This is a genomic window from Bacillus sp. NPDC094106, from assembly GCF_044764345.1.
In the GTDB taxonomy this organism is placed as follows: domain Bacteria; phylum Bacillota; class Bacilli; order Bacillales; family Bacillaceae_G; genus Bacillus_A.
Window position 1 is genome coordinate 65917 of record NZ_JBIWHY010000003.1, and the last position, 20254, is coordinate 86170.

Below are 20254 nucleotides of genomic sequence, written 5' to 3' on the forward strand. Positions count from 1 at the left end.
TTTTACGAAAGGGTGATCTTTTTATTTTTTTGCTTAAACCAATCATGTATCGCTTCTGCATCATGCATCGTTGTATGTTTCAACTCGTAATGATGTCCGTGCTCTGATGCAGCAATAATAAATATATATGTGCATAACTTGTCTTTACGCTGGAAGAACGTTTGCGTCTTCGATAATGATTGTATATGCCTTCTACGAATTAAACCTGTCCGCTTTCCAATGCCTCTAGATACAATTGTCAGCTGTTCACCATGTAATGCATAGCCACCAGCTGTAAACGATATGTAACCTAACCATGTCAAGAAAACAAATAACGGAAGTAATACTAGCAGTGCAATATATTTCTCAAAGTATATTGCTGCTCCTGCGATTGGGATTGTTAAAATAATAAAGAAGATCCAACTTCTACGTAAGTAACGCCTTAATGCCGTCTTGGGTAACCCGATAAGACTTGTTTCCATTTTGTAAGGAAGTTCTAACTGCTCTAGTAATCCCGTTACATGTGCTTTTTTCATAAGAGGATGTATCGTTACACTTTTCTCCCCTTTTTCAGCATTTTGAATGACTTCTACATGAATAGAACAATAACCTAACCATTCACGTAACAACGTTTCTTTTATTGTAATCCCTTGAATACGATGTGTTTTTAGCACAACTTCTTTTCTCTCAAAAAGCCCTTGTGAAATCCGTATTTCATTATTTTTTCGGTATATAGTAAAATTAGCATGCTTCATTGCATAGCGAATCGTTGATAAGACCCACGATAAAACAAGTAATACTGCAGCACCATATATCCAAGTGGAAACAGCAAAATCAAAATTCTTCACATATTTTTCCGCTTTTTCTATCATCCATTGTGGAGCATAGTCATGTGCTTTTGAAGAAATAAACAATAGTACAGAGAACACAATTCCAAATTCACCAGAAGTGATAGAAGCAAAGATAATTTCTTTCCATGTTAATTTGTATTCGGATGATTTCGGTTCTTCTTGTGAAATAGAATCTGTTATCTCTTCCTGATTTTCTCTTTTTACAGCGGTTTCCTCATTCAATAGAGAAATAAGTGCTTTTGCCTCTTCAAGAGTTACACCAGCTAAACTTACTTCTGGTTCCTTCCCCCCGCCTGCTGTTTCAATTTTTAGTCTCGTTAATCCTAATAATTGATATAAAACATTCGAACTTGTATTTATCGTTTGTACACGCTCTTTATTTAAGTAACTCTCTTTTTTCACAAACATCCCTTGTTTTATATGCAGTATATTGTCTTTTACCCAATATACTTTGTAATACCAATGTATGATAGCAAATAAAATGGTTACAACAAAAACCGCAATCGGGATCATATACCAAAAAGAAAACTTCCCTTTTAAACTAATTAAAGGAATAATCCCTGGTAATAGATGAGAGAGTTTTAATTCTAGTAAAATTGTGATCGGATGTTGCCTCTTATACATCCTCATCACTCACCTTCGCGAGTTCTCCAATTTGGCGCTTTAATCGCTCAGCTTCCCTCATTGGTAAGCCTGGAATACTATGAGAAGTAGCCGCAGTAGAGATTTTTAATTCTGCTAATCCGTGTTTTCTCATAATTGGACCTTGCTCAATTGTTACGTGCTGTACACGTATCATTGGAACTAATACACGTTTTACCATAAACATACCATGTTGAATCTCAATCTCTTCTTCATTTAGTTGATAACTATGATAACGTTGACGTAATTTAGGGAATATAAAATAATCAAATGGTATATACACAATTGCCCCGATGAAAAGTACGCAAAAAAGCCACTCCCACCAATTAAACTTAATCATACATACAAAATACGCAATAACAACAAGGAGCTCAATTCCTGTCTCAATCAAAGCATGAATTTTCCAAACTTTGACCATATCGGGATGAATTTCATTTTCCAATGGCTGCATTTTATCACTCCAAATCTAAAAATCTAATATATGAATTCTCTCATTCTATCATCTTACAGAAAATTACATATAAATAGAAGTATTTTTTACTAAGATTCTTTCTTTTCATCATCTTTCTTCTCTGGAATGAAATAACCGAACCAAATGAACCAAATAAGACCAATGCATGCTGTCCATCCCTTCTCACCATGAAATGCATCCATTACGTCCGGAAACTTATACACGCCAATTAACCCAAGAAAACCAAGCCACCAATCTTTGCGAAATTTCATCTTTCCCCCTCCTTCCTACCAATTACTTAATCCTATCTATATATCCATTTTGATTTCTAACATATAAGTCACTGCTATGAATAACAAAAGGTGACCTGCACTCGTTTTCTCTTTTTGTTTTCACTTGGCATGGGGCAGGAAAAAGATCTGACCGATTCGATGCATGGCCGGATGCTCTCTCCCAAAAAAGGGTTTATTTCGGTTTTTCAATTTATATTTATCTACTTACTCACACATTCTTTACATTTTTAATTCACATGTCTCTTTATATAAATCCGTTTTAATTTTTCAACATCTAGATCCCTGCTATGCAGAATAAAAAGTACCCTGCACTCGTTTTCTCTTTCTGTTTTTACTTCGCATGTGGCAGAAAAAGGCCCTAACCGCTTCTATGCATAGCCAGATGCTCTCTCCCAAAAAAGGGTTTATTTCGGTTTTTCAATTTATATTTATCTACTTACTCACACATTCTTTACATTTTTAATTCACATGTCTCTTTATATAAATCCGTTTTAATTTTTCAACATCTAGATCCCTGCTATGCAGAATAAAAAGTACCCTGCACTCGTTTTCTCTTTCTGTTTTTACTTCGCATGTGGCAGAAAAAGGCCCTGACCGCTTCTATGCATGGCCAGATGCTCTCTCCCACCTAAAAAGAGGGGCTTTATGTCGGTTTTTTAATTGATGAATTGTAATTGATAAAAAGCGAAAGAAAAGCTCTCACAAAATGTGAAAGCTTTTATCAAATCGATACTCCCTTTTGCTGAAGTAACCGCATGCGATAACAATTCATCGTCGTTTCTCCAAGCCGTTGCAATAGTTGATAGTTTGCGTATGCGCCAACCGGGGCACCAATCACTGGTACAAGCTGGAGCATCTTTGCTAAATCGATATAATCACGATATTCTTGCTGAAATTTTTCCCAGTCCATATGATTTTCTTTCTGCGTGTCCCATGTTTCAATTGCTTTCCATATTTTTTTACGATAATCATCACTTGAAAAAGCAAGTTGAAATATGTGGAGAATAAAAAGCCTCTCTTCTTCTTTACTCGTATCAAATCCATAAACAGTAGCTGCATCGAATAAAAATTTAATTTTAATGCTAAGTAAAAGAGGAAAATCTGCAAGACCGAGGAGAAACCCACCAGCTCCAGTCCCTGCACCTTCTGCTGCCCCAATCTTTTTATATTCATCCATTTTCTTCATAACTTCTTCATCTCTTCTTTCGAGCGACCAATTTGTTTCTTTTAACCTTGGTTTGATAAAGTTAGATCCTATACTAATACCTTGGACCATCTTTTTAATTGTTTCCGTCAATACATTTTGCACTTTTTCCGGAATCAATTGTTGCACTTTCGTTTGCACCTTTTTGGAAAGCCGCGTCATCATAGAAGAGTTTTTCATGATTGTAAGTTTCCACTGCTGCACTTCTTTTATGACCTTCTTTTCATAATCAGTCATAAATTCATTCCTTTCAATTTAAACGTTCAATACGTTTTGCACCATATTGATAGACAAAACCAATACTGAATAGGATGCTGACAGCAAATACAACACAAGTCATGATCATATCTTTTGTTGCCAAAGCAAATACGATTGTAAATACAATACTACCTATACATAAAATGGCCTTTAAAAGGCTAAGGAAATCCTTTTTCTTTTCTTCTATAGCCACTGGATATAGATCAAGCCAAACTTTCAGGCGGTGATGCTTCCAAAGGCTTAATAATTGGTAACCAATTAAATATAAGAATACGATACTTACAATGAAACGCCCGTATAAAAACGGTATAAAGTAAAGAATGACACCGCCAATAGCAAGTAAGCGAATATATAATCCAAAATAATTACCCGATCTTAAAAAGGTACGTGTATACAAATATAAATATGTGCGTTTTTCACCAACTATCGAAAGCACAAAATCAAGCCACTTTCTGCGTGATACTCGTTCTTTTAATGCTGGTACATCAACAAACATATTCGCAATTCGGTACAGGAGCATCATTTTCTTTCCTTCTTCAGCAATTAAGTATTCCCAGTTTATCGGTTTTCCTTTTACTTTTTGGTGCATCACACCAATATATATAACCATAACAAGAAGAATAACGCCCATATAAATGACTGGCGTACGTTCTACGAGGAAATACACAAATAATCCGTTACAGATGAAACGAATGAACCAATCAGCTCGCTGCACACTTTGGTCTGTTAAAAATGATTTTTCCCATGTTACAAATAAATTCCAAGCTTTGACTAAAACAAGCGCGGCCACAATCCATATGTAAGTCCCGCCTGTTTGCTTCATTTGCTGGAAGTATAACGGGGCAAGTGCAGCCGCTGTAATTGCTATCACATATAGCTGAATCATAAATGTAAAGAGAAATGCCTTCGTAAAGTACGGCTTTAATTTTTTTTCAACTGGAAGCAAGTACACGAGATCGGCTTCTTTTAATAATGTTTGAATAGATCCTGTCGTTAATACAAGCCCCAGCAAAACTGCCATAACGAGCGCGGCCGGAAACGAAGGTGTTAACGTTTGTAACCATTGCTGATAATAATACGCACCGGCTCCGATGATGAATACGAAAATAAATTTCAAATGGTCATTAAACACATATTTACTATATGTACGAACTTCTTTTAAAAAATGCTTGAATCTTTCTTTCCATAATACGCTGCTATTCATAATCTTCTTCCTTTGTTAACGCAATATAAATGTCATCTAGCGTTGCACCAGGCATATGAAATTGTGACTGCAATTCAGATAATGTTCCTTTCGCCCTTACTTCACCTTGATGTAAAATAATAAAGGAATCACAGTAGCGCTCTGCTGTCGCCAAAATATGAGTACTCATTAAAATACCAGCACCGCTCTTTTTCATCTTGTCCATCATTTGAAGTAATGACTGAATCGCCAATGGATCTAATCCAACAAAAGGCTCGTCAACAATATAAAGCGACGGTTCAACAAGGAACGCACTCATAATCATCACTTTTTGTTTCATCCCTTTCGAAAAGTGAGAGGGAAACCATTTCAAACGATTCTTCATTCGAAATTCTTGTAATAATTGTCCAACACGCTCTTCATATTCTTTTTCATCTATACCATATGCCATCGCTGTTAACTTTAAATGCTCTTCTAACGTTAATTCATCATATAATACAGGTGTTTCAGGAATGAATGAGAAACTAGAGCGATATGCGGTCATATCTTCTCGAATCGTTTTCCCGTTAATTGTAACACTGCCCTTTTTCGGTTCCATTAAACCAATGATATGTTTAATCGTTGTACTTTTTCCTGCTCCGTTTAAACCGATTAAACCAACAAGTTCTCCTTTATTCACAGAAAATGAAACATTTTGCAGTACAGGTCGTTTCGTATATCCTCCTGTGACATTTTCCACACGTAATAACTGTTCCATATGACACCACTTTCTTTGTTATATTCATTCGCTTTTAGAAAAGCGTATACTTCAATAAAATGTATATACTCATCTTACCAAAAAATAAAAGATCCTTCATAGTATCGAATTTCTTCAAAAAAAAATTAATTTCTTTACATATCTTCTGCAAAAGGGGACATCATAATGAATGAAGAAGGAACACATTGAAAAAGCAGCCACCAAATTGATGAATACAGCTTAGTCAAATCATCATGAAATGGGGTGTCCATAATGGACAAAAAACATTTACACGAAGTCAGATCATTTGTTTTATTTTAGAAACGGGGTGTCTCGAGGAGAGTATATACTGTTTTATAAAATAAACAATTTCATTTTATAAAAGATTGCAATTTCATTTCATTGAAAATGGGGTGTCTACGGCAGAATACTAGCCGAATTACCATGCATTTCTTAAATAAATGAGGTGTCTGTGAACGGTAAATTATAAAAAATGCTTTTTCAATCCCTCTTCAGAAAACAGGAAGCTGAGCCAGCTTCCTGTTTTTCGTGTTTGTTCTCCTATGTAATTATGGTAAAATACGGCTAAGACTACTTGAAAGGATGAGAACAATGAATCATACAGCAGATAATTGTATTTTTTGTAAAATCATTGAAGGACAAATTCCTTGCTCAAAAGTATATGAAGATGAACATGTGCTTGCATTTTTAGATATCAGTCAAGTAACAAAAGGACATACACTTGTTATTCCAAAAGTACACAAGCAAGATATCTTTGCTTTAACGCCAGAAATTGCATCTCATATTTTTTCTGTCGTTCCTAAAATCGCAAATGCGATTAAATCGGAATTTAATCCAGTCGGCTTTAACTTATTAAATAACAATGGTGAAAAAGCTGGACAAACTGTATTCCACTTCCACCTTCATTTAATTCCACGCTACGGCGAAAACGATAGTTTTGGACTCGTTTGGAAATCAAACCAAAATGAATATACGATGGACAATTTACAAAATATCGCAAGTACCATTGCAAATAGTGTAAAATAAGAGTAAGAGTAAGAATACTCTCTATTTTGTACAAATTGTACACAGCACTATCGAAACATATAAAAAACAAATGTACATAACAAGCCTACTCCTCCAAATGCAATATACTGCATGGCTTGTTTCTTAACCCAAAATGCTGGAGGATATGATCTTTTTTGCTTTACAAATAACAGTAAGTGCATAGCGCGCACAAGAAAGAAAAGACTTAGGGCAAAACAAATGGTCGTCATGATTTTCACGTTTCTCCCCCCTTGTCTTAAGCATATGCACTGTTTTATACATCATGAATATGAACAAAAAATAAGGAGGTTTCCTTTTATGTCAAAAGCTAAATCCTTTGTAACAGGTATAATTTGCGGCGGAGCTGTCGCTGGACTAGCCGTTCTGTTTTCTACTCCTTCTTCTGGTAAAGATATGCGCAGCAAACTAAAAGAAAAAGGAAATGGTATTAAAAAGACGCTAGCTGATATTACGGCTGATACAAAATTATTAAAACGTCAAATTGTTGAAACAGCTTCAGAAGGTAAAGAAGTCTTTCAAGAACTGAAAGTTGATATGCAAGATACACTTTCTTCATGGAAGCAAGATATTTCTCAAAACAAACGCCACATTGAACAAGAGATTTTAGACATTCAAAAATCAATTGAAAAATTGCAGCAAGCAGTTCCAGAAAAAGCGTAAAACAAGCCTAAAACACGCCACACTTATACTGTGGCGTGTTTTTTATTTACATCTTACTCGCCCTTATGTAACAATTCTTTATTCATCCGAACAATTAAATCTTCAATTACTTCCTTATTCAAATAATAATACGTTCTATTTTGTGAACGCATACTTTTCACAATTCCTTGTATGGTCATCGTCCTCATATGATGAGATATTGTCGCATTTGTAAGTTGTAACTTCTCAGCGATTTCATTTGCATATAGTTGATCATTACTTAATAATGTTAAAATTTTAAACTTACTTTTATCAGACAATGATTTAAGCATATTGGTTATATAATCTAAATCATCATTTCCTTTCATTACATTAAAAAACAAATCAACTTTAATGCCTAAGCCTACATACACAGCGTTTCTATCTTTGGATATAATTGCTGTATAAGGGATAAGCGTTGGAAAAACATGAATATTTTTCCCCTGGATATACTCATTACCTTTTAATGTTTCAATAATTTGAATAGAAAAATTTATTTCATATGTCCCTAGTTGTTGTACCCATCTTTCTCTTACGGTATGTAAAGCTTCCAAGGCTTTATTTAAATCTTTATCTACTTCCAGCAACTTTCTTAAAAACATGTCCACATATTTTTTCGGATCCTTTAACACTGTGAATACATTCCACTTACAATCTGCTTTCATATGTAAATCATTCAAGAAATCAAATATTTTATTATCATCCATAATCATTTCTTCAACATCAATATGTTCTGTAACTTTATTCAGATACACTAAAGATTGGATAATGTTTATTTGAATCTTTTCCTTACTACATTGCGAAAGATATTCCACAATCTCCTCTGAATTTTTATCAAATAATTCAGGTATCTTATAAAAAGAAGTAGCTAAGCAGAAAACATTCCCATTGCTCACCTCTTCGTATTCACAAAAACTTTCAAAGTATAAATCTAAAAAATCATTATCTAAACCTTTAATTTTTTTTATTTTATTTCGTAATACATCGTATTCTTTATCTAAATGTAAACCCATACTATTGAAATAGTTTCCGAAAAATTCCTCATGCTTTAAAAATAATAACGAATACACTTTATCTAAGAAATCTGATACTTTATCATTAATAACTAAATTCAACTTCATACTCCTTTCCTCTGTATGCATATCCTTTTTCACATAAGAAATCGTTTTAGATTCTTTATATACATCAATTAACAAACCGACATAAAAACCCTCTTTTTAAGGTGGGAGAGAGCATCTGGCCATGCATAGAAGCGGTCAGAGCCTTTTTCTGCCACACGCGAAGTAAAAACAGAAAGAGCAAACGAGTGTAGGTTACTTTTTATTCTGCATAACAGGGATTTAGATGTCGAAACATGAAAATGGATTTCTATAAGAAAAACATTTCTCAAGATTATATGACTTATAAATTTTTAATGAAATAAAACCTTTCTATATATACATCAATAAAAAACCGACATAACACCCCTCTTTTTAGATGGGAGAGAGCGTCTGGCCATGCATAGCAGCGGCCAGAGCCTTTTTCTGCCACATGCGAAGTAAGAACAGAAAGAGCAAACGAGTGTAGGTTACTTTGTATTCTGCATAGCAGGGATTTAGATGTCGAAACATGAAAATGGATTTATATAGCTGCATACATAATCCCTTTTATATATTACACAGCAATTCTGCACTCGCTTTTTTTCTCAAAAACTCTATACATTCAAGTAGTAAATGAACCACATCTCCATTTCCCAAAGTGTATGTTCTCTTTGAGGATAAAGACTACAAGCAGGAAATATGAATGTTAATCAAATTTATGAAATTACAAATGTGTCTGGAGCTTCATTGTACAGAAGGTTATCAGAAGTGGAAAGTTAACGGAATTTATGAATAACCCATAGGAAAATCAGAGTTATCCACCTTTACTTATATCTGATTCCATTAGACATTTTCTCTAAATCTCCCCAATTTAATATGCGAATAAAATCCTTGTCCCTTTCAATAATTTTCTTTTTGGAAAGAGAATGAATCACTCGATTTAGATGGCGATATGTTGTGCCAAGTAAATCTGCAATCTCTTTAATATTAGAAGTCTTTATCTCGATTCCAAAGTCATTATCCGGTTCAGATGATATCGTGGACATAAGGTAACTTGCAAATCTGTTTTCCACAGAGGCTAGTAAATTCACACGAGAAGCTGCTGTACAAGTTTGGAGCTTATAGCTTATATGTTCTAAAAGGGTATGTAAAAACCTTGGATTATCCATTTCATGTTGTTTTATATAATCAAAAGGAAGCCCAATCAATAAGCATTCATTGACTGCTTGAACCTGCGATTGGACGGGAACGTCACGAATTAATTCAATATCACCAATAATGGACAAAGGTTGAACAAATCGTAGTAAAAGTGATTTTCCATTTTCAATACTTGAAGTTATTTTCACTTTTCCTTCTACTAAAAACAACAGTGATTCCAGTTCAATTCCTTCTAATAAAATAATTTCATTTGGTTCATACTGCTGCAATGAAAATGGGAGTTGCTTTGCTTGGTCAAACATTCCCCTAATATTATATTCTTGTAATTTCATTTCAAGTAGTTTCGGATCTTGAATATATTTCATATAAAACTCCTTTTGGGACATATGTCCTTTTCATTATAAGATAAATTGATATGATAAGAACAATGAAAAGGTGGAGGAGCGACATAGAATGAAATTTGTATTTGATTTAGATGGAACAATTTGTTTTAAAGGTCAGCCTGTTTCTGAAAAGTTATTAATCGCATTAGAAAATTTAGTAGCGCAAGGACATGAAGTCATTTTTGCTTCTGCTAGACCAGTACGCGATTTACTCCCTGTCTTACATGAGCGTTTTCATCAATATCCAATGATTGGCGGCAATGGCTCAATGGTTGCAATAAAAGGAAAAATCATATCAACGGTCAGCTTTGATGAAGAAACGATCGCAAATATTTTTCAATTACTAAGTACTTATAATGTTTCTTATTTGATAGATGGTGATTGGGATTATGCCTATACAGGGCCAGCTACACATCCAATTTTAAATAACCTCGATCCACTAAGACGAGCTAAAAACGTTCCATTAGATACATTACAGCCAATCGTGAAAATTTTAATGCTTACTTCAGATAACATGGAAAAAGTTGCAGAACAACTTAGCAAGATGAATGCTGTTGTTCACTCTCATGGAAATGAAAGAGTTTTAGACATAAGCCCAAGCGGAATAGATAAATGGAGTGGATTGCAGCAATTGGGCGTAGAAGAAGGTGGATATATAGCATTTGGAAATGATGCGAATGATATTACAATGTTTCAACATGCAATGTATTCCGTTATGATTGGTGAAAATTCACAACTAGCACCGTTTTCATCTGAAAAAATTTCATTAAGTGGGGATATAGAAAATCTTCTAGTTCAAAGACTTAGTGATTTGAGTGATCTAAATTCAATAGATAAGTTATTAACTTGCATGAAGTAGCCTAAGGGCTTTTATGAAATAATTAAAACCTAATTTCTCGTTATTTTAGCGTGAAATTAGGTTCTTTATATAAAGAAATCCGCATTTTCCTGACGCTCCCCCAGTTGATCCCTCCCCCCTCAAATAGTCGAATCAATAACTAAATCCCCCCTGTTACATGAACAAAAATTCCTATATACAATTGACAAAAAACAAATACTTATCTAAAGTTATTTTAGATGTATATCTAAAGTTATTTTAGATATACACAAAAACAAAGGGGAGATTTAAATGGATTGTAAAAAAATTATTGTTTTAATTACTTTATTATTGGGAACTTTCATTGCTTTAATGGATACAACCATTGTCAACATTGCAATCCCAGAGATATTAGATTATTTTTCTTGTTCTTTATCTGTCGTTTCTTGGGTCACTACAGGATATAATTTATCTTTCGCAGTATTATTAATAACTGCTTCAAGGCTTGCCGATCAATTTGGGAGAAAAAAAATATTTATTTTTGGCATTATATTATTTACAATCACTTCACTCCTAGCAGGAATGAGCCAATCCATTGAAACATTACTATTATTTAGAGCAATTCAAGGCGCCTCAGCTGCATGTATCGTACCCGTAACAATGCCTATTGCTTTACATATTGTTCCAAAGGAAAAGAAAGGTTTAATAATTGGAATTTGGGGTGCCTTCTCTGGTTTAGCAGCGGCTTTAGGACCTCTATTAGGAGGGGTATTAACAGATAAAATAAATTGGCAATCTATTTTTTACATCAATATTCCAATCGGAATATTGACCGTTATTTTAGCTATTATTTTCATGAAAGAGACTTGCGATAAAACTGCAAGCAAAAAAATAGATTTCCTAGGTATGATTACTTTATCCATCGCTTTATTTTGTCTAACCTTTGCTTTTGCAAAAGCAGCCGATAAAGGATGGACTTCACCTTATATTCTAATCTTATTTGTTACTTCGTTTATCTTTATAATAGGATTTTTGTTTATAGAATCAAAAACTTCCGAACCGATGGTACAACTGAAACTTTTAAAAATAAGAACCTTCTCTTTTAGTTCCTTAACATTATTTATAGTAGGACTTGGCTTAACGAGCGGTACACTTCTTATTACTTTATTGTTAACGAGCTTAATGGAAAAATCAGAGTTAGAAGCTGGGCTCATTGTATCTTCATTAGCATTTAGTTCAATGATTACTTCTATTATTTCAGGTAAATTTTCCGACCGGTATGGTGGTACATGGTTTTCTACTGTAGGTATGATTGGATTAATGATGACGACGTATTTGTACGGGAATGTTCATTTTAATTCTTCGGTTTCTGAAGTTGTCATTTTATTATGCGCAACTGGACTATCATTAGGTCTTATTATGGGTCCTGCTATGGGGTCAGCTATACGACAAGTCCCTAACGAAAAAGTCGGAATTGCCTCTGGTATTATCAATATGATGCGATCCGTCGGTCAAGCATTAGGAATTGCCATATTGACAACTATATTGAGTACAAACATGACAAATAATGTCGAGATTGCAAAAAAAGAGGCCATTCAAATGGTTGAACAAAACACAGTGTTTGACGACAATGCAAAAAAAGAAATCATACATAATATACAAACAGCGAATGGTACTTCGCAGCCTAAAAACAATGAATTATTAAAACAGATCGACAAACAAGAGAAAGAAATCCTTGCAAACACACCAGATACTTATAAAGAAAAAGTAAAACAAAGCTTTCAAAAGCAAAAAGAGGAAGCAATGATTGTAAAAGATAAAATCACTCATGTATATAAAGAATATGTAAATGATAGTTTTAACTATACGTTTACATTCGCAAGTTGGATTGTAGCAATTGGCGTTTTATTTGCCTTATTCAGCGATGTGAATCCTAGAAAGCAGGCGATTCGAAATCAGAAGTTACATGTGCATTAAAATTGAAATCGTCTTCTCTTATATTCTGTAGAGAAGACGATTTTCCAAATAACTCTCCATCCCTCACCTCTTCAATAAATCCCAGAATATAAAGATATATCACTTGTAACTTTATTCAATTTATATTCAATAAATGATAAATAAAATACATAATTTCTCATAATTTGTAATGAAACATTTTATATCTATATCTTCTCTATTACGTGGAAAAATAGAGATTCGTGAAAATTATTCATTTGCAGCATTTTTCTGCTATCTTTTTTCATCCCTTCATATCTCCCATACACGGTACTACACTTTATCATATAGCGTTTACAAATTTTCTTTATTGACCGCCAATTGTTATTTTTCCGAAAAATTTTCACAATTCTCACAAAAAGACTTTATTAATTTTTATTTTACTGGCATAATAGATACTAATGAATAAGAATGTAAAAAGTGGGTGAGTATATGAAAAATGGAGAAAAAGATTACTCGGTAAAAGAAGCAATGATTTTTAGTCAACGCATTGCTCAATTATCAAAAGCGTTATGGAAATGTGTGGAGAAAGATTGGCAACAGTGGATTAAGCCATATGATTTAAACATTAATGAGCATCATATTTTATCAATCGCTTATCATTTAAAAGGGGCTTCTATCTCTGAGATTGCAAAGTTTGGCGTTATGCACGTATCAACGGCATTTAACTTTTCTAAGAAACTTGAAGAGCGCGGGTATCTTGTATTCTCAAAAAAAGAAGACGATAAACGAAATACGTATATTGAAATTACAGAAAAAGGGGAAGAATTACTGCTGCAATTAATGGAGGAGTATAACCCTGAAAGTAATTCGGTCTTTAATGGCGCTCTTGCCCTTCGCAATTTTTATGGGAAATTTCCAGAAAATATCGAATTAATCGCAATTTTAAGAAATGTTTATGGTCAAGACTTTATCGATATTTTTGAGAAATCATTAGATAGTATTGAGGAAAATTTCACGGAATACGATCAAAAATTAATTAAAAAATAATACAGATTATCTTTTCGCTATCATGCGTATAAATTCTTCCATAATTGGCTGAAATAAGCCTTGTTTTGCTAGCGCTTCCGCAGTTTCGTTTACTTCGAGCTGATGTGGGAGCGCTTTTTCAAATTGTTCCAAAAGAGCATCGAACAAAAGTAAGCCCTCTTTTTTCTCTGCTATGTATTGTTCGTTCAATTGTTCACAAAGATTGAGTATACGTTCAATATCCTTTTTACGTGCCTTTTTCTTTATAATTAAAGAATAAAATGGACACTTTTCTTCGTCGATCATTTGAAAAAGAAGTTCTACATAATATTCAGCTTGTTCTAGTCTTTTTACAACGTCCATTTTCTCCCTCTCTTTCTAACCAAAGTCTTCTATTTCTGAATTTTATAACACGAACAAAATATCGTATGATACAATATATAAAGCATATGTATTTTGGCCAAAAGGAGGTATCTCCTCGTGACTCTTATAGAAATCATTTTCGTCACATTTGCACTTATTGTTCTATTCTACACGAATTTCATGACGCACACACTGTGCGAGCGAAAAGAAATATCCGTGAGCCGCCAACCGGGCGTTTTTCGGATGATGAATGTATGTATTACGATTCTATTAATTTCTAGTTATATAGAAATTATATTTCACGGAAAGTGAGGAAGGGAAGCTCCTTCCTCACTTTTTTCCTCTATAAACAAATTATACCTACTATGACAAATAAAATAAACAGTACAAGTAATAAAATAAGCGATGAATTCATTCCCCTATCCCCCTCCTATTTCCTTTATATGCACATTCGCCTAAATAAGGTACTCTCTTCTTAATCTGACAATTCCCCTCAATAAATGGGCAATTTTTCTTTATCAATAGGAAAAGGCTTCAAAATATGATATATTAAATTTTGTACATATTGCCCATACTATAAAATGAAATTACCTTTATCTACATTTTATCCTCAGCCTCGGTAAGCCCTGTTAAGTATGCTTTTACATAATAAGAAGGCAGAAGACCAGTGAGACTTAATCGGGCTCTTTTGGACAAAATATCATCTGAAATGAGGAAACTGTTCATTTGTGCGGGATAAATTAAAAATACATAATAGTAGGAGTGTTTATTTAATGAAGAAAGCTATACTTGCCTTAGCCGCAACCAGTGTACTTGCTTTATCAGCATGTGGAGCATCTGATAAAATTGTAACTTCTAAAGCTGGTGACATCACAAAAGAAGATCTTTATACAACAATGAAGCAACAAGCAGGTAAACAAGTTTTACGTAATATGGTTGTCGAAAAGGTAATGATTAAAAATTACAAAGTCGATGACAAAGAAGTCGACAAGAAATATGATGAATTCAAAAAACAGTACGGTGACCAATTTGCAACACTATTAAAGCAACAAGGTATTAAAGAAGATACTTTAAAAAATAGTGTTCGCGCTCAATTAGCAACAGAAAAAGCGATTGAACAAAGCATCACTGACAAAGAATTAAAAGATAATTATAAACCTGAAATTAAAGCAAGCCACATTCTTGTAAAAGATGAAGAAACTGCGAAAAAAGTGAAAGATGAACTTGCACAAGGTAAATCTTTCGAAGAGTTAGCGAAGGAATACTCTACAGATCCAGGATCAAAAGATAAAGGCGGAGATCTTGGATACTTCGGACCAGGTAAAATGGTACCAGAATTTACAGATGCTGCTTATAAATTGAAAAAAGATGAAGTAAGTGACCCTGTGAAAACACAATACGGTTACCACATCATTAAAGTAACAGATATTAAACCACAAGAAAAAACTTTCGATCAAGCAAAAGGCGATATTAAAAAAGATCTTGTTGCGAAAAAATCTCAAGATCCTCAATTTATGAATGACCTTATCACAAAAGAAGTGAAAAAAGCTGATGTGAAGATTGAAGATAAAGACTTAAAAGATATCTTTGAGACTCCAAAAGCAGACACAGAGAAAAAATAATTCATATAAAATAAGCTGTCAGGCCTTTCCTGACAGCTTATTTTCGTATTACACTTTTTTAAATGATATTGTTGTTACATACTCGTTGTATATGGAACTTTTCTACAATATTTTTCTCTCAAAGCTATATAAATCCATTTTCATTTTTCGATATCTAAATCCCTGCTATGCAGAACAAAAAGTAACCTACACTCGTTTGCTCTTTCTGGTTTTACTTCGCATGTGGCAGAAAAAGACCCTGACCGCTTCTATGCATGGTCAGATGCTCTCTCCCACCTAAAAAAAGGCCTAAAGGTTTGCTCTTCCCTTTAGGCGCTTTTTATTGCTGATCTTAAGCTAATGCAGCTGCGTGTTCTTGCTGATCTACAGGCACTACGGCATCTCTTAATGCTTTCTCTAATTCAGCTGTATATTTCAGTTGTTCTTCTTTACTCCAGCCTAATTTTGCAGCCATATACGTAATCACAGATTCTTTCCAATCATATACCCAGTGAATGTTGAAGAATACAGCCCCTCTGCGGCGTACGAAGAAATCCACAGGTTTTACTGTCATTTCATAGTCCATCGCGTATGCGAGCGGTACAAGCACGTCTAACGGCATGTTATACTCTTTCGCTTCTTCTTTCAATTGTTTTGCTAAGTTAAAGAGAATATCGACGTTAGAACCATAGAATTTCGCAAATTGTTCTGCTTGTTCTGTCGTTAAACCAGATTTTGTTCCCTCCACAGCTTTTTTCGCAATAAATGTTGGGAACCCATTAGAACCACCTACATGCCCGCCAGAGATTGGCATATGTTTCGTTTTTGTTTTTGGATACGCGCTATGTCCCTCTTTTTGCATTAAAGATGTTACATAGTCAACGACCATTTCTGCCATTTTCCGATATCCTGTTAATTTACCGCCAGCAATTGTAATTAAACCAGAGTCAGATGTCCAAATTTCATCTTTACGAGAAATTTCAGATGCGCTCTTACCTTCTTCGTAAATTAATGGACGTACACCAGCCCAGCTTGATTCAATATCTTTTTCTGTAATTTTAACTGTTGGGAACATATAATTAATCGCATTGATAATATATGTGCGATCCTCTGTTGTCATTTGCGGTACTGCTGCGTCTTTATCATAAAACGTATCTGTTGTACCTACATACGTTTTCCCGCCGCGCGGAATGGCAAAGACCATACGTTTATCTGGTGTATCAAAATAGATTGCTTGCCCAAGTGGGAAACGTTTTTGATCGATAACTAAGTGAACACCTTTTGATAACTGCAGTACTTTTCCTTTTTTCGAATTATCTTTTTCACGAAGTGTATCTACCCAAGGTCCAGCTGCGTTTACAATTTTCTTACCGTATACTTCATATACTTCTCCGTCTAATAAATCGATAACGCGCACACCGCATACTTTACCATCTTTATATAAGAAACCGTCTACTTTTGCATAGTTAACTGCTTTCGCACCGTGTTCAATTGCTTCTTTCATTACTTCGATTGTTAAACGCGCATCATCTGTACGATATTCTACGTAATACCCGCCGCCTTTTAACCCTTCTTGTTTTACAAGCGGTTCTTTTTTCATTGTTTCTTCACGGCTAAACATTTTTCTGCGTTCGCTTCGTTTTACTCCTGCTAGGAAATCATATACACGAAGACCAATTGATGTACTAAATGAACCAAATGTACCGCCTTTATGGAACGGAAGTAACATCCACTCTGGTGTTGTTACATGAGGACCGTTCTCATATACGATTGCCCGCTCTTTCCCCACCTCTGCTACCATCTTCACTTCAAGTTGTTTCAAATAACGTAAACCGCCGTGTACAAGTTTTGTTGAACGACTTGATGTACCTGCTGCAAAGTCTTGCATTTCAAACACAATTGTTGATAACCCGCGTGTTGCCCCATCTAATGCAATACCAGAGCCAGTAATACCTCCACCAATTACGATCACATCTAACTCTTGTTTATTTACCTCGTTTAATACGTCTTTACGTTGTTTACTTGAAAATTTCATGGTAATTCCTCCCTTTGATATAAAAAAGAGACCACAAACATCACTATAGAAATCGCCTCTATAGCGTGTTGTGGTCTCTCCATATCTCCTACCGAATTATTAACTTAACATCATTATAACACTGGTTATGATTATTTAAAAGCCTTTGTTGCTGCAATCGCTTTTTTCCACCCAGCATATAGCTCTTCACTTGTTTCCGCTTCCATTGCCGGTGTAAAGCTTCTGTCCATATTCCACTGCGCCTTAATTTCGTCTTGGTTTTCCCAATATCCAACTGCAAGACCCGCTAAGTATGCTGCCCCTAAAGCTGTCGTTTCATTTACTTCTGGACGCTCTACTGGAACATCTAACATATCACTTTGGAACTGCATTAAGAAGTTGTTCTTAACCGCTCCGCCATCAACGCGTAATGTTTTCAGTTCAATACCTGAATCTGCTTCCATTGCACATAGTACATCTTTCGTTTGATATGCTAATGACTCTAGCGTTGCACGAATAAAGTGCTCTTTCGTTGTACCGCGCGTTACGCCAAATACAGCTCCGCGTACTTCACTATCCCAATATGGTGTTCCAAGTCCTACAAATGCTGGAACAACGTATACACCATCAGTTGATTCCACGCGAGACGCATACGTTTCACTTTCACTTGCATCTTTAAACATGCGCATTCCATCACGTAGCCATTGAATTGCAGAACCCGCTACGAAAATACTTCCTTCTAATGCATATTCAACTTTACCATTTAATCCCCATGCAATTGTTGTTAATAGACCATGCTCAGAAGCAACTGCTTTTTCACCTGTGTTCATTAACATGAAGCAGCCAGTTCCGTATGTGTTCTTCGCCATACCTTCACCGAAGCAAGCCTGCCCAAATAACGCTGCTTGTTGGTCACCAGCCACACCTGCAATCGGTACATTTTGGCCGAAGAAATGATAATCAACCGTATGACCATACACTTCAGATGATGGGTGTACTTCTGGAAGCATACTTTTTGGCATTGTTAACATTTCTAGAAGTTCATCATCCCACTGTAAATCATGAATGTTATACATTAATGTACGTGATGCATTTGAATAGTCTGTTACGTGCACTTTACCACCAGACAATTTCCATACAAGCCATGTATCAATTGTACCGAATAGTAATTCGCCGCGTTCTGCCTTTTCTCTTGCACCTTCAACGTTATCTAAAATCCATTTTACTTTCGTACCTGAGAAATATGCGTCAATTAAAAGACCTGTTTTTTCGCGAACCATATCGCTATAGCCTTTTTCTTTTAATTCATCACAAATTTGAACTGTTTGACGAGATTGCCACACAATTGCGTTATAAACTGGTTTCCCAGTTTCTTTGTCCCATACAACCGCTGTTTCACGTTGGTTTGTAATCCCGATTCCAGCGATTTGCTCTGGTTTTACATCTACTTCACTTAAGCAAGTTGCAATAACAGCTAGAATAGATCCCCAAATTTCTTGTGCGTTATGCTCTACCCAACCTGGCTTTGGAAAATGTTGCGTAAATTCTTTTTGTGCTACATGGACAATTTTACCTTCTTTATTAAAAAGAATTGCACGTGAACTTGTTGTTCCTTGGTCTAATGAAAGAATATATTTTTCCATATTCAGTTCCCCCTTACGCTATTTTTCTACTTTTTGTATCTTTTCCACTCTTTTTGCTTGTCATATAAGAGATTGCTAGTACAATCACAGTTGCAATTATCACATAAATAAGCGCTGCATTTTGTTTCCCTTCAAATACAACTTGGTGGAATAAACCTGCAAGTGATCCACCTAAAATCGGTCCTACAACCGGAATCCATGCATACTTCCAATTCGATCCGCCCTTTCCTGGAATCGGAAGGAAGAAGTGTGCAATACGAGGACCTAAATCACGAGCCGGGTTGATTGCATAACCTGTTGTTCCACCTAATGATAAACCAATACTTACAATTAAAAAACCTATGATAAACGGATTTAAACCATCTGCAAATTTATTAGCACCAATTGCTAATATACCAAACACTAAAACGAATGTACCAATCATTTCACTTAAAAGGTTTGCAAATGTGTTCGGAATTGCTGGCCCTGTTGCAAAAACACCTAACTTTGTACCTGGATCTTCTGTTTCTTTCCAATGAGGTAAATAATGTAAATATACGATAATTGCACCGATGATTGCGCCGATCATTTGCGCTGCGATATACCCTGGTACATCGCTCCATGGGAATGCTCCCTTAAAAGCAAGTCCTAGTGTTACAGCTGGATTTAAATGTGCCCCACTAATCGATCCAACTGCATATGCTGCGATAGCAACTGCTAAGCCCCATCCCATTGTAATAACAATCCAACCTGAATCCTTAGCAAACGACTTCTTTAAACTTACCCCAGCACAAACACCGCCACCAAGAACGATTAACAACGCCGTTCCTATTAACTCCCCTAAAAATGCTGACATAATACCCCTCCCCACTTGATTTAAACACTTTCAATGTGACGGAGATAAAATGAA

At 35.0% G+C, this 20254-nt stretch carries 20 protein-coding genes and 1 pseudogene; 8 read left to right on the forward strand and 13 right to left on the reverse strand.

Annotated features, from left to right (window positions below):
- Nucleotides 1–2: 2 nt before the first annotated feature.
- From ACIQ7L_RS05150 to ecsA, 6 genes are all read right to left on the reverse strand, one after another.
- The gene (locus ACIQ7L_RS05150; RefSeq protein ID WP_400567234.1) at nt 3–1454 is read right to left on the reverse strand and encodes a PH domain-containing protein; all 1452 of its coding nucleotides are present in this window, start codon (nt 1452–1454) and stop codon (nt 3–5) included.
- Nucleotides 1447–1923 (reverse strand): PH domain-containing protein, encoded by a 477-nt coding sequence (locus ACIQ7L_RS05155; RefSeq protein ID WP_097899665.1) that lies wholly within the window; start codon nt 1921–1923, stop codon nt 1447–1449. The genes ACIQ7L_RS05150 and ACIQ7L_RS05155 overlap by 8 nt, the downstream gene beginning before the upstream one ends.
- 89 nt (nt 1924–2012) lie before the next feature.
- A complete protein-coding gene (locus tag ACIQ7L_RS05160; RefSeq protein WP_097899666.1) occupies nt 2013–2195 on the reverse strand; it encodes a hypothetical protein in 183 nt (60 codons plus the stop codon).
- A gap of 742 nt (nt 2196–2937) precedes the next feature.
- Nucleotides 2938–3657, reverse strand: a complete 720-nt coding sequence (locus ACIQ7L_RS05165) for an EcsC family protein (RefSeq protein ID WP_400567236.1) — start codon at nt 3655–3657, stop codon at nt 2938–2940.
- Between the two features lie 13 nt (nt 3658–3670).
- Complete coding sequence (locus ACIQ7L_RS05170; RefSeq protein WP_400567238.1) at nt 3671–4882, reverse strand: ABC transporter permease; 1212 nt, start codon at nt 4880–4882, stop codon at nt 3671–3673.
- Nucleotides 4875–5618: an ABC transporter ATP-binding protein EcsA gene (gene ecsA / locus ACIQ7L_RS05175; RefSeq protein ID WP_400567240.1), complete on the reverse strand. Its 744-nt coding sequence runs from the start codon at nt 5616–5618 to the stop codon at nt 4875–4877. Before ecsA ends, ACIQ7L_RS05170 begins: the two co-directional genes overlap by 8 nt.
- Nucleotides 5619–6209: 591 nt before the next feature.
- On the opposite strand from ecsA, the gene ACIQ7L_RS05180 reads away from it, so the two are divergent.
- Nucleotides 6210–6644: an HIT family protein gene (locus ACIQ7L_RS05180; protein WP_097899673.1), complete on the forward strand. Its 435-nt coding sequence runs from the start codon at nt 6210–6212 to the stop codon at nt 6642–6644.
- A 47-nt stretch (nt 6645–6691) separates the two neighbouring features.
- Here ACIQ7L_RS05180 and yhzF read toward each other — a convergent pair whose 3' ends face one another.
- The gene (gene yhzF / locus ACIQ7L_RS28155; RefSeq protein ID WP_483861802.1) at nt 6692–6874 is read right to left on the reverse strand and encodes a membrane protein YhzF; all 183 of its coding nucleotides are present in this window, start codon (nt 6872–6874) and stop codon (nt 6692–6694) included.
- 88 nt (nt 6875–6962) lie between these two features.
- Between yhzF and ACIQ7L_RS05185 the strand changes: the two genes are divergently transcribed.
- Nucleotides 6963–7325, forward strand: a complete 363-nt coding sequence (locus ACIQ7L_RS05185) for a YtxH domain-containing protein (protein ID WP_400567241.1) — start codon at nt 6963–6965, stop codon at nt 7323–7325.
- 53 nt (nt 7326–7378) lie between these two features.
- Here ACIQ7L_RS05185 and ACIQ7L_RS05190 read toward each other — a convergent pair whose 3' ends face one another.
- A complete protein-coding gene (locus ACIQ7L_RS05190) occupies nt 7379–8464 on the reverse strand; it encodes an ArsR/SmtB family transcription factor (protein WP_400567242.1) in 1086 nt (361 codons plus the stop codon).
- 651 nt (nt 8465–9115) lie between these two features.
- Between ACIQ7L_RS05190 and ACIQ7L_RS05195 the strand changes: the two are divergent.
- A pseudogene (locus ACIQ7L_RS05195) lies at nt 9116–9202 on the forward strand (recombinase family protein); the annotation flags it as partial.
- 44 nt (nt 9203–9246) lie between these two features.
- Here the strand turns inward: ACIQ7L_RS05195 and ACIQ7L_RS05200 are convergent.
- Entirely contained in the window at nt 9247–9945 is a 699-nt protein-coding gene (locus ACIQ7L_RS05200; RefSeq protein WP_400567244.1) for a Crp/Fnr family transcriptional regulator, read from the reverse strand.
- Nucleotides 9946–10033: 88 nt separating this feature from the next.
- Here ACIQ7L_RS05200 and ACIQ7L_RS05205 point away from each other — a divergent pair, with 88 nt between their 5' ends.
- From ACIQ7L_RS05205 to ACIQ7L_RS05215, 3 genes are all read left to right on the forward strand, one after another.
- The gene (locus tag ACIQ7L_RS05205; RefSeq protein ID WP_400567245.1) at nt 10034–10822 is read left to right on the forward strand and encodes an HAD-IIB family hydrolase; all 789 of its coding nucleotides are present in this window, start codon (nt 10034–10036) and stop codon (nt 10820–10822) included.
- Nucleotides 10823–11092: 270 nt separating this feature from the next.
- On the forward strand, nt 11093–12757 hold the full coding sequence (locus ACIQ7L_RS05210; RefSeq protein WP_400567246.1) for an MFS transporter: 1665 nt from the start codon (nt 11093–11095) through the stop codon (nt 12755–12757).
- Between the two features lie 450 nt (nt 12758–13207).
- On the forward strand, nt 13208–13765 hold the full coding sequence (locus tag ACIQ7L_RS05215) for an HTH-type transcriptional regulator Hpr (RefSeq protein ID WP_400567248.1): 558 nt from the start codon (nt 13208–13210) through the stop codon (nt 13763–13765).
- 6 nt (nt 13766–13771) lie between these two features.
- Here the strand turns inward: ACIQ7L_RS05215 and ACIQ7L_RS05220 are convergent, their stop codons facing one another.
- On the reverse strand, nt 13772–14107 hold the full coding sequence (locus tag ACIQ7L_RS05220) for a DUF1878 family protein (RefSeq protein ID WP_400567250.1): 336 nt from the start codon (nt 14105–14107) through the stop codon (nt 13772–13774).
- A gap of 117 nt (nt 14108–14224) precedes the next feature.
- Here ACIQ7L_RS05220 and ACIQ7L_RS05225 point away from each other — a divergent pair, with 117 nt between their 5' ends.
- Entirely contained in the window at nt 14225–14419 is a 195-nt protein-coding gene (locus ACIQ7L_RS05225; RefSeq protein WP_400567251.1) for a hypothetical protein, read from the forward strand.
- 461 nt (nt 14420–14880) lie between these two features.
- The gene (gene prsA / locus ACIQ7L_RS05230) at nt 14881–15729 is read left to right on the forward strand and encodes a peptidylprolyl isomerase PrsA (protein WP_400567253.1); all 849 of its coding nucleotides are present in this window, start codon (nt 14881–14883) and stop codon (nt 15727–15729) included.
- Nucleotides 15730–16060: 331 nt separating this feature from the next.
- On the opposite strand, the gene glpD is transcribed toward prsA, so the two are convergent.
- The 3 genes from glpD to glpF form a co-directional block, all read right to left on the reverse strand.
- Nucleotides 16061–17743, reverse strand: a complete 1683-nt coding sequence (glpD, locus tag ACIQ7L_RS05235; RefSeq protein WP_400567255.1) for an aerobic glycerol-3-phosphate dehydrogenase — start codon at nt 17741–17743, stop codon at nt 16061–16063.
- 131 nt (nt 17744–17874) lie between these two features.
- Nucleotides 17875–19365: a glycerol kinase GlpK gene (gene glpK, locus ACIQ7L_RS05240; RefSeq protein ID WP_400567257.1), complete on the reverse strand. Its 1491-nt coding sequence runs from the start codon at nt 19363–19365 to the stop codon at nt 17875–17877.
- A 13-nt stretch (nt 19366–19378) separates the two neighbouring features.
- Nucleotides 19379–20200 carry a glycerol uptake facilitator protein GlpF gene (gene glpF / locus ACIQ7L_RS05245; RefSeq protein ID WP_400567258.1) on the reverse strand — a complete coding sequence of 274 codons (822 nt, stop codon included), beginning with the start codon at nt 20198–20200 and terminating at the stop codon, nt 19379–19381.
- Between the last annotated feature and the right edge of the window lie 54 nt (nt 20201–20254).

Bases quoted from the DNA above. Each gene is read 5' to 3' on its own strand.
- ACIQ7L_RS05150 (WP_400567234.1), bottom strand. From the start codon at position 1,454: ATGTATAAGAGGCAACATCCGATCACAATTTTACTAGAATTAAAACTC.
- ACIQ7L_RS05155 (WP_097899665.1), bottom strand. From the start codon at position 1,923: ATGCAGCCATTGGAAAATGAAATTCATCCCGATATGGTCAAAGTTTGG.
- ACIQ7L_RS05160 (WP_097899666.1), bottom strand. From the start codon at position 2,195: ATGAAATTTCGCAAAGATTGGTGGCTTGGTTTTCTTGGGTTAATTGGC.
- ACIQ7L_RS05165 (WP_400567236.1), bottom strand. From the start codon at position 3,657: ATGACTGATTATGAAAAGAAGGTCATAAAAGAAGTGCAGCAGTGGAAA.
- ACIQ7L_RS05170 (WP_400567238.1), bottom strand. From the start codon at position 4,882: ATGAATAGCAGCGTATTATGGAAAGAAAGATTCAAGCATTTTTTAAAA.
- ecsA (WP_400567240.1), bottom strand. From the start codon at position 5,618: ATGGAACAGTTATTACGTGTGGAAAATGTCACAGGAGGATATACGAAA.
- ACIQ7L_RS05180 (WP_097899673.1), top strand. From the start codon at position 6,210: ATGAATCATACAGCAGATAATTGTATTTTTTGTAAAATCATTGAAGGA.
- yhzF (WP_483861802.1), bottom strand. From the start codon at position 6,874: ATGACGACCATTTGTTTTGCCCTAAGTCTTTTCTTTCTTGTGCGCGCT.
- ACIQ7L_RS05185 (WP_400567241.1), top strand. From the start codon at position 6,963: ATGTCAAAAGCTAAATCCTTTGTAACAGGTATAATTTGCGGCGGAGCT.
- ACIQ7L_RS05190 (WP_400567242.1), bottom strand. From the start codon at position 8,464: ATGAAGTTGAATTTAGTTATTAATGATAAAGTATCAGATTTCTTAGAT.
- ACIQ7L_RS05200 (WP_400567244.1), bottom strand. From the start codon at position 9,945: ATGAAATATATTCAAGATCCGAAACTACTTGAAATGAAATTACAAGAA.
- ACIQ7L_RS05205 (WP_400567245.1), top strand. From the start codon at position 10,034: ATGAAATTTGTATTTGATTTAGATGGAACAATTTGTTTTAAAGGTCAG.
- ACIQ7L_RS05210 (WP_400567246.1), top strand. From the start codon at position 11,093: ATGGATTGTAAAAAAATTATTGTTTTAATTACTTTATTATTGGGAACT.
- ACIQ7L_RS05215 (WP_400567248.1), top strand. From the start codon at position 13,208: ATGAAAAATGGAGAAAAAGATTACTCGGTAAAAGAAGCAATGATTTTT.
- ACIQ7L_RS05220 (WP_400567250.1), bottom strand. From the start codon at position 14,107: ATGGACGTTGTAAAAAGACTAGAACAAGCTGAATATTATGTAGAACTT.
- prsA (WP_400567253.1), top strand. From the start codon at position 14,881: ATGAAGAAAGCTATACTTGCCTTAGCCGCAACCAGTGTACTTGCTTTA.
- glpD (WP_400567255.1), bottom strand. From the start codon at position 17,743: ATGAAATTTTCAAGTAAACAACGTAAAGACGTATTAAACGAGGTAAAT.
- glpK (WP_400567257.1), bottom strand. From the start codon at position 19,365: ATGGAAAAATATATTCTTTCATTAGACCAAGGAACAACAAGTTCACGT.
- glpF (WP_400567258.1), bottom strand. From the start codon at position 20,200: ATGTCAGCATTTTTAGGGGAGTTAATAGGAACGGCGTTGTTAATCGTT.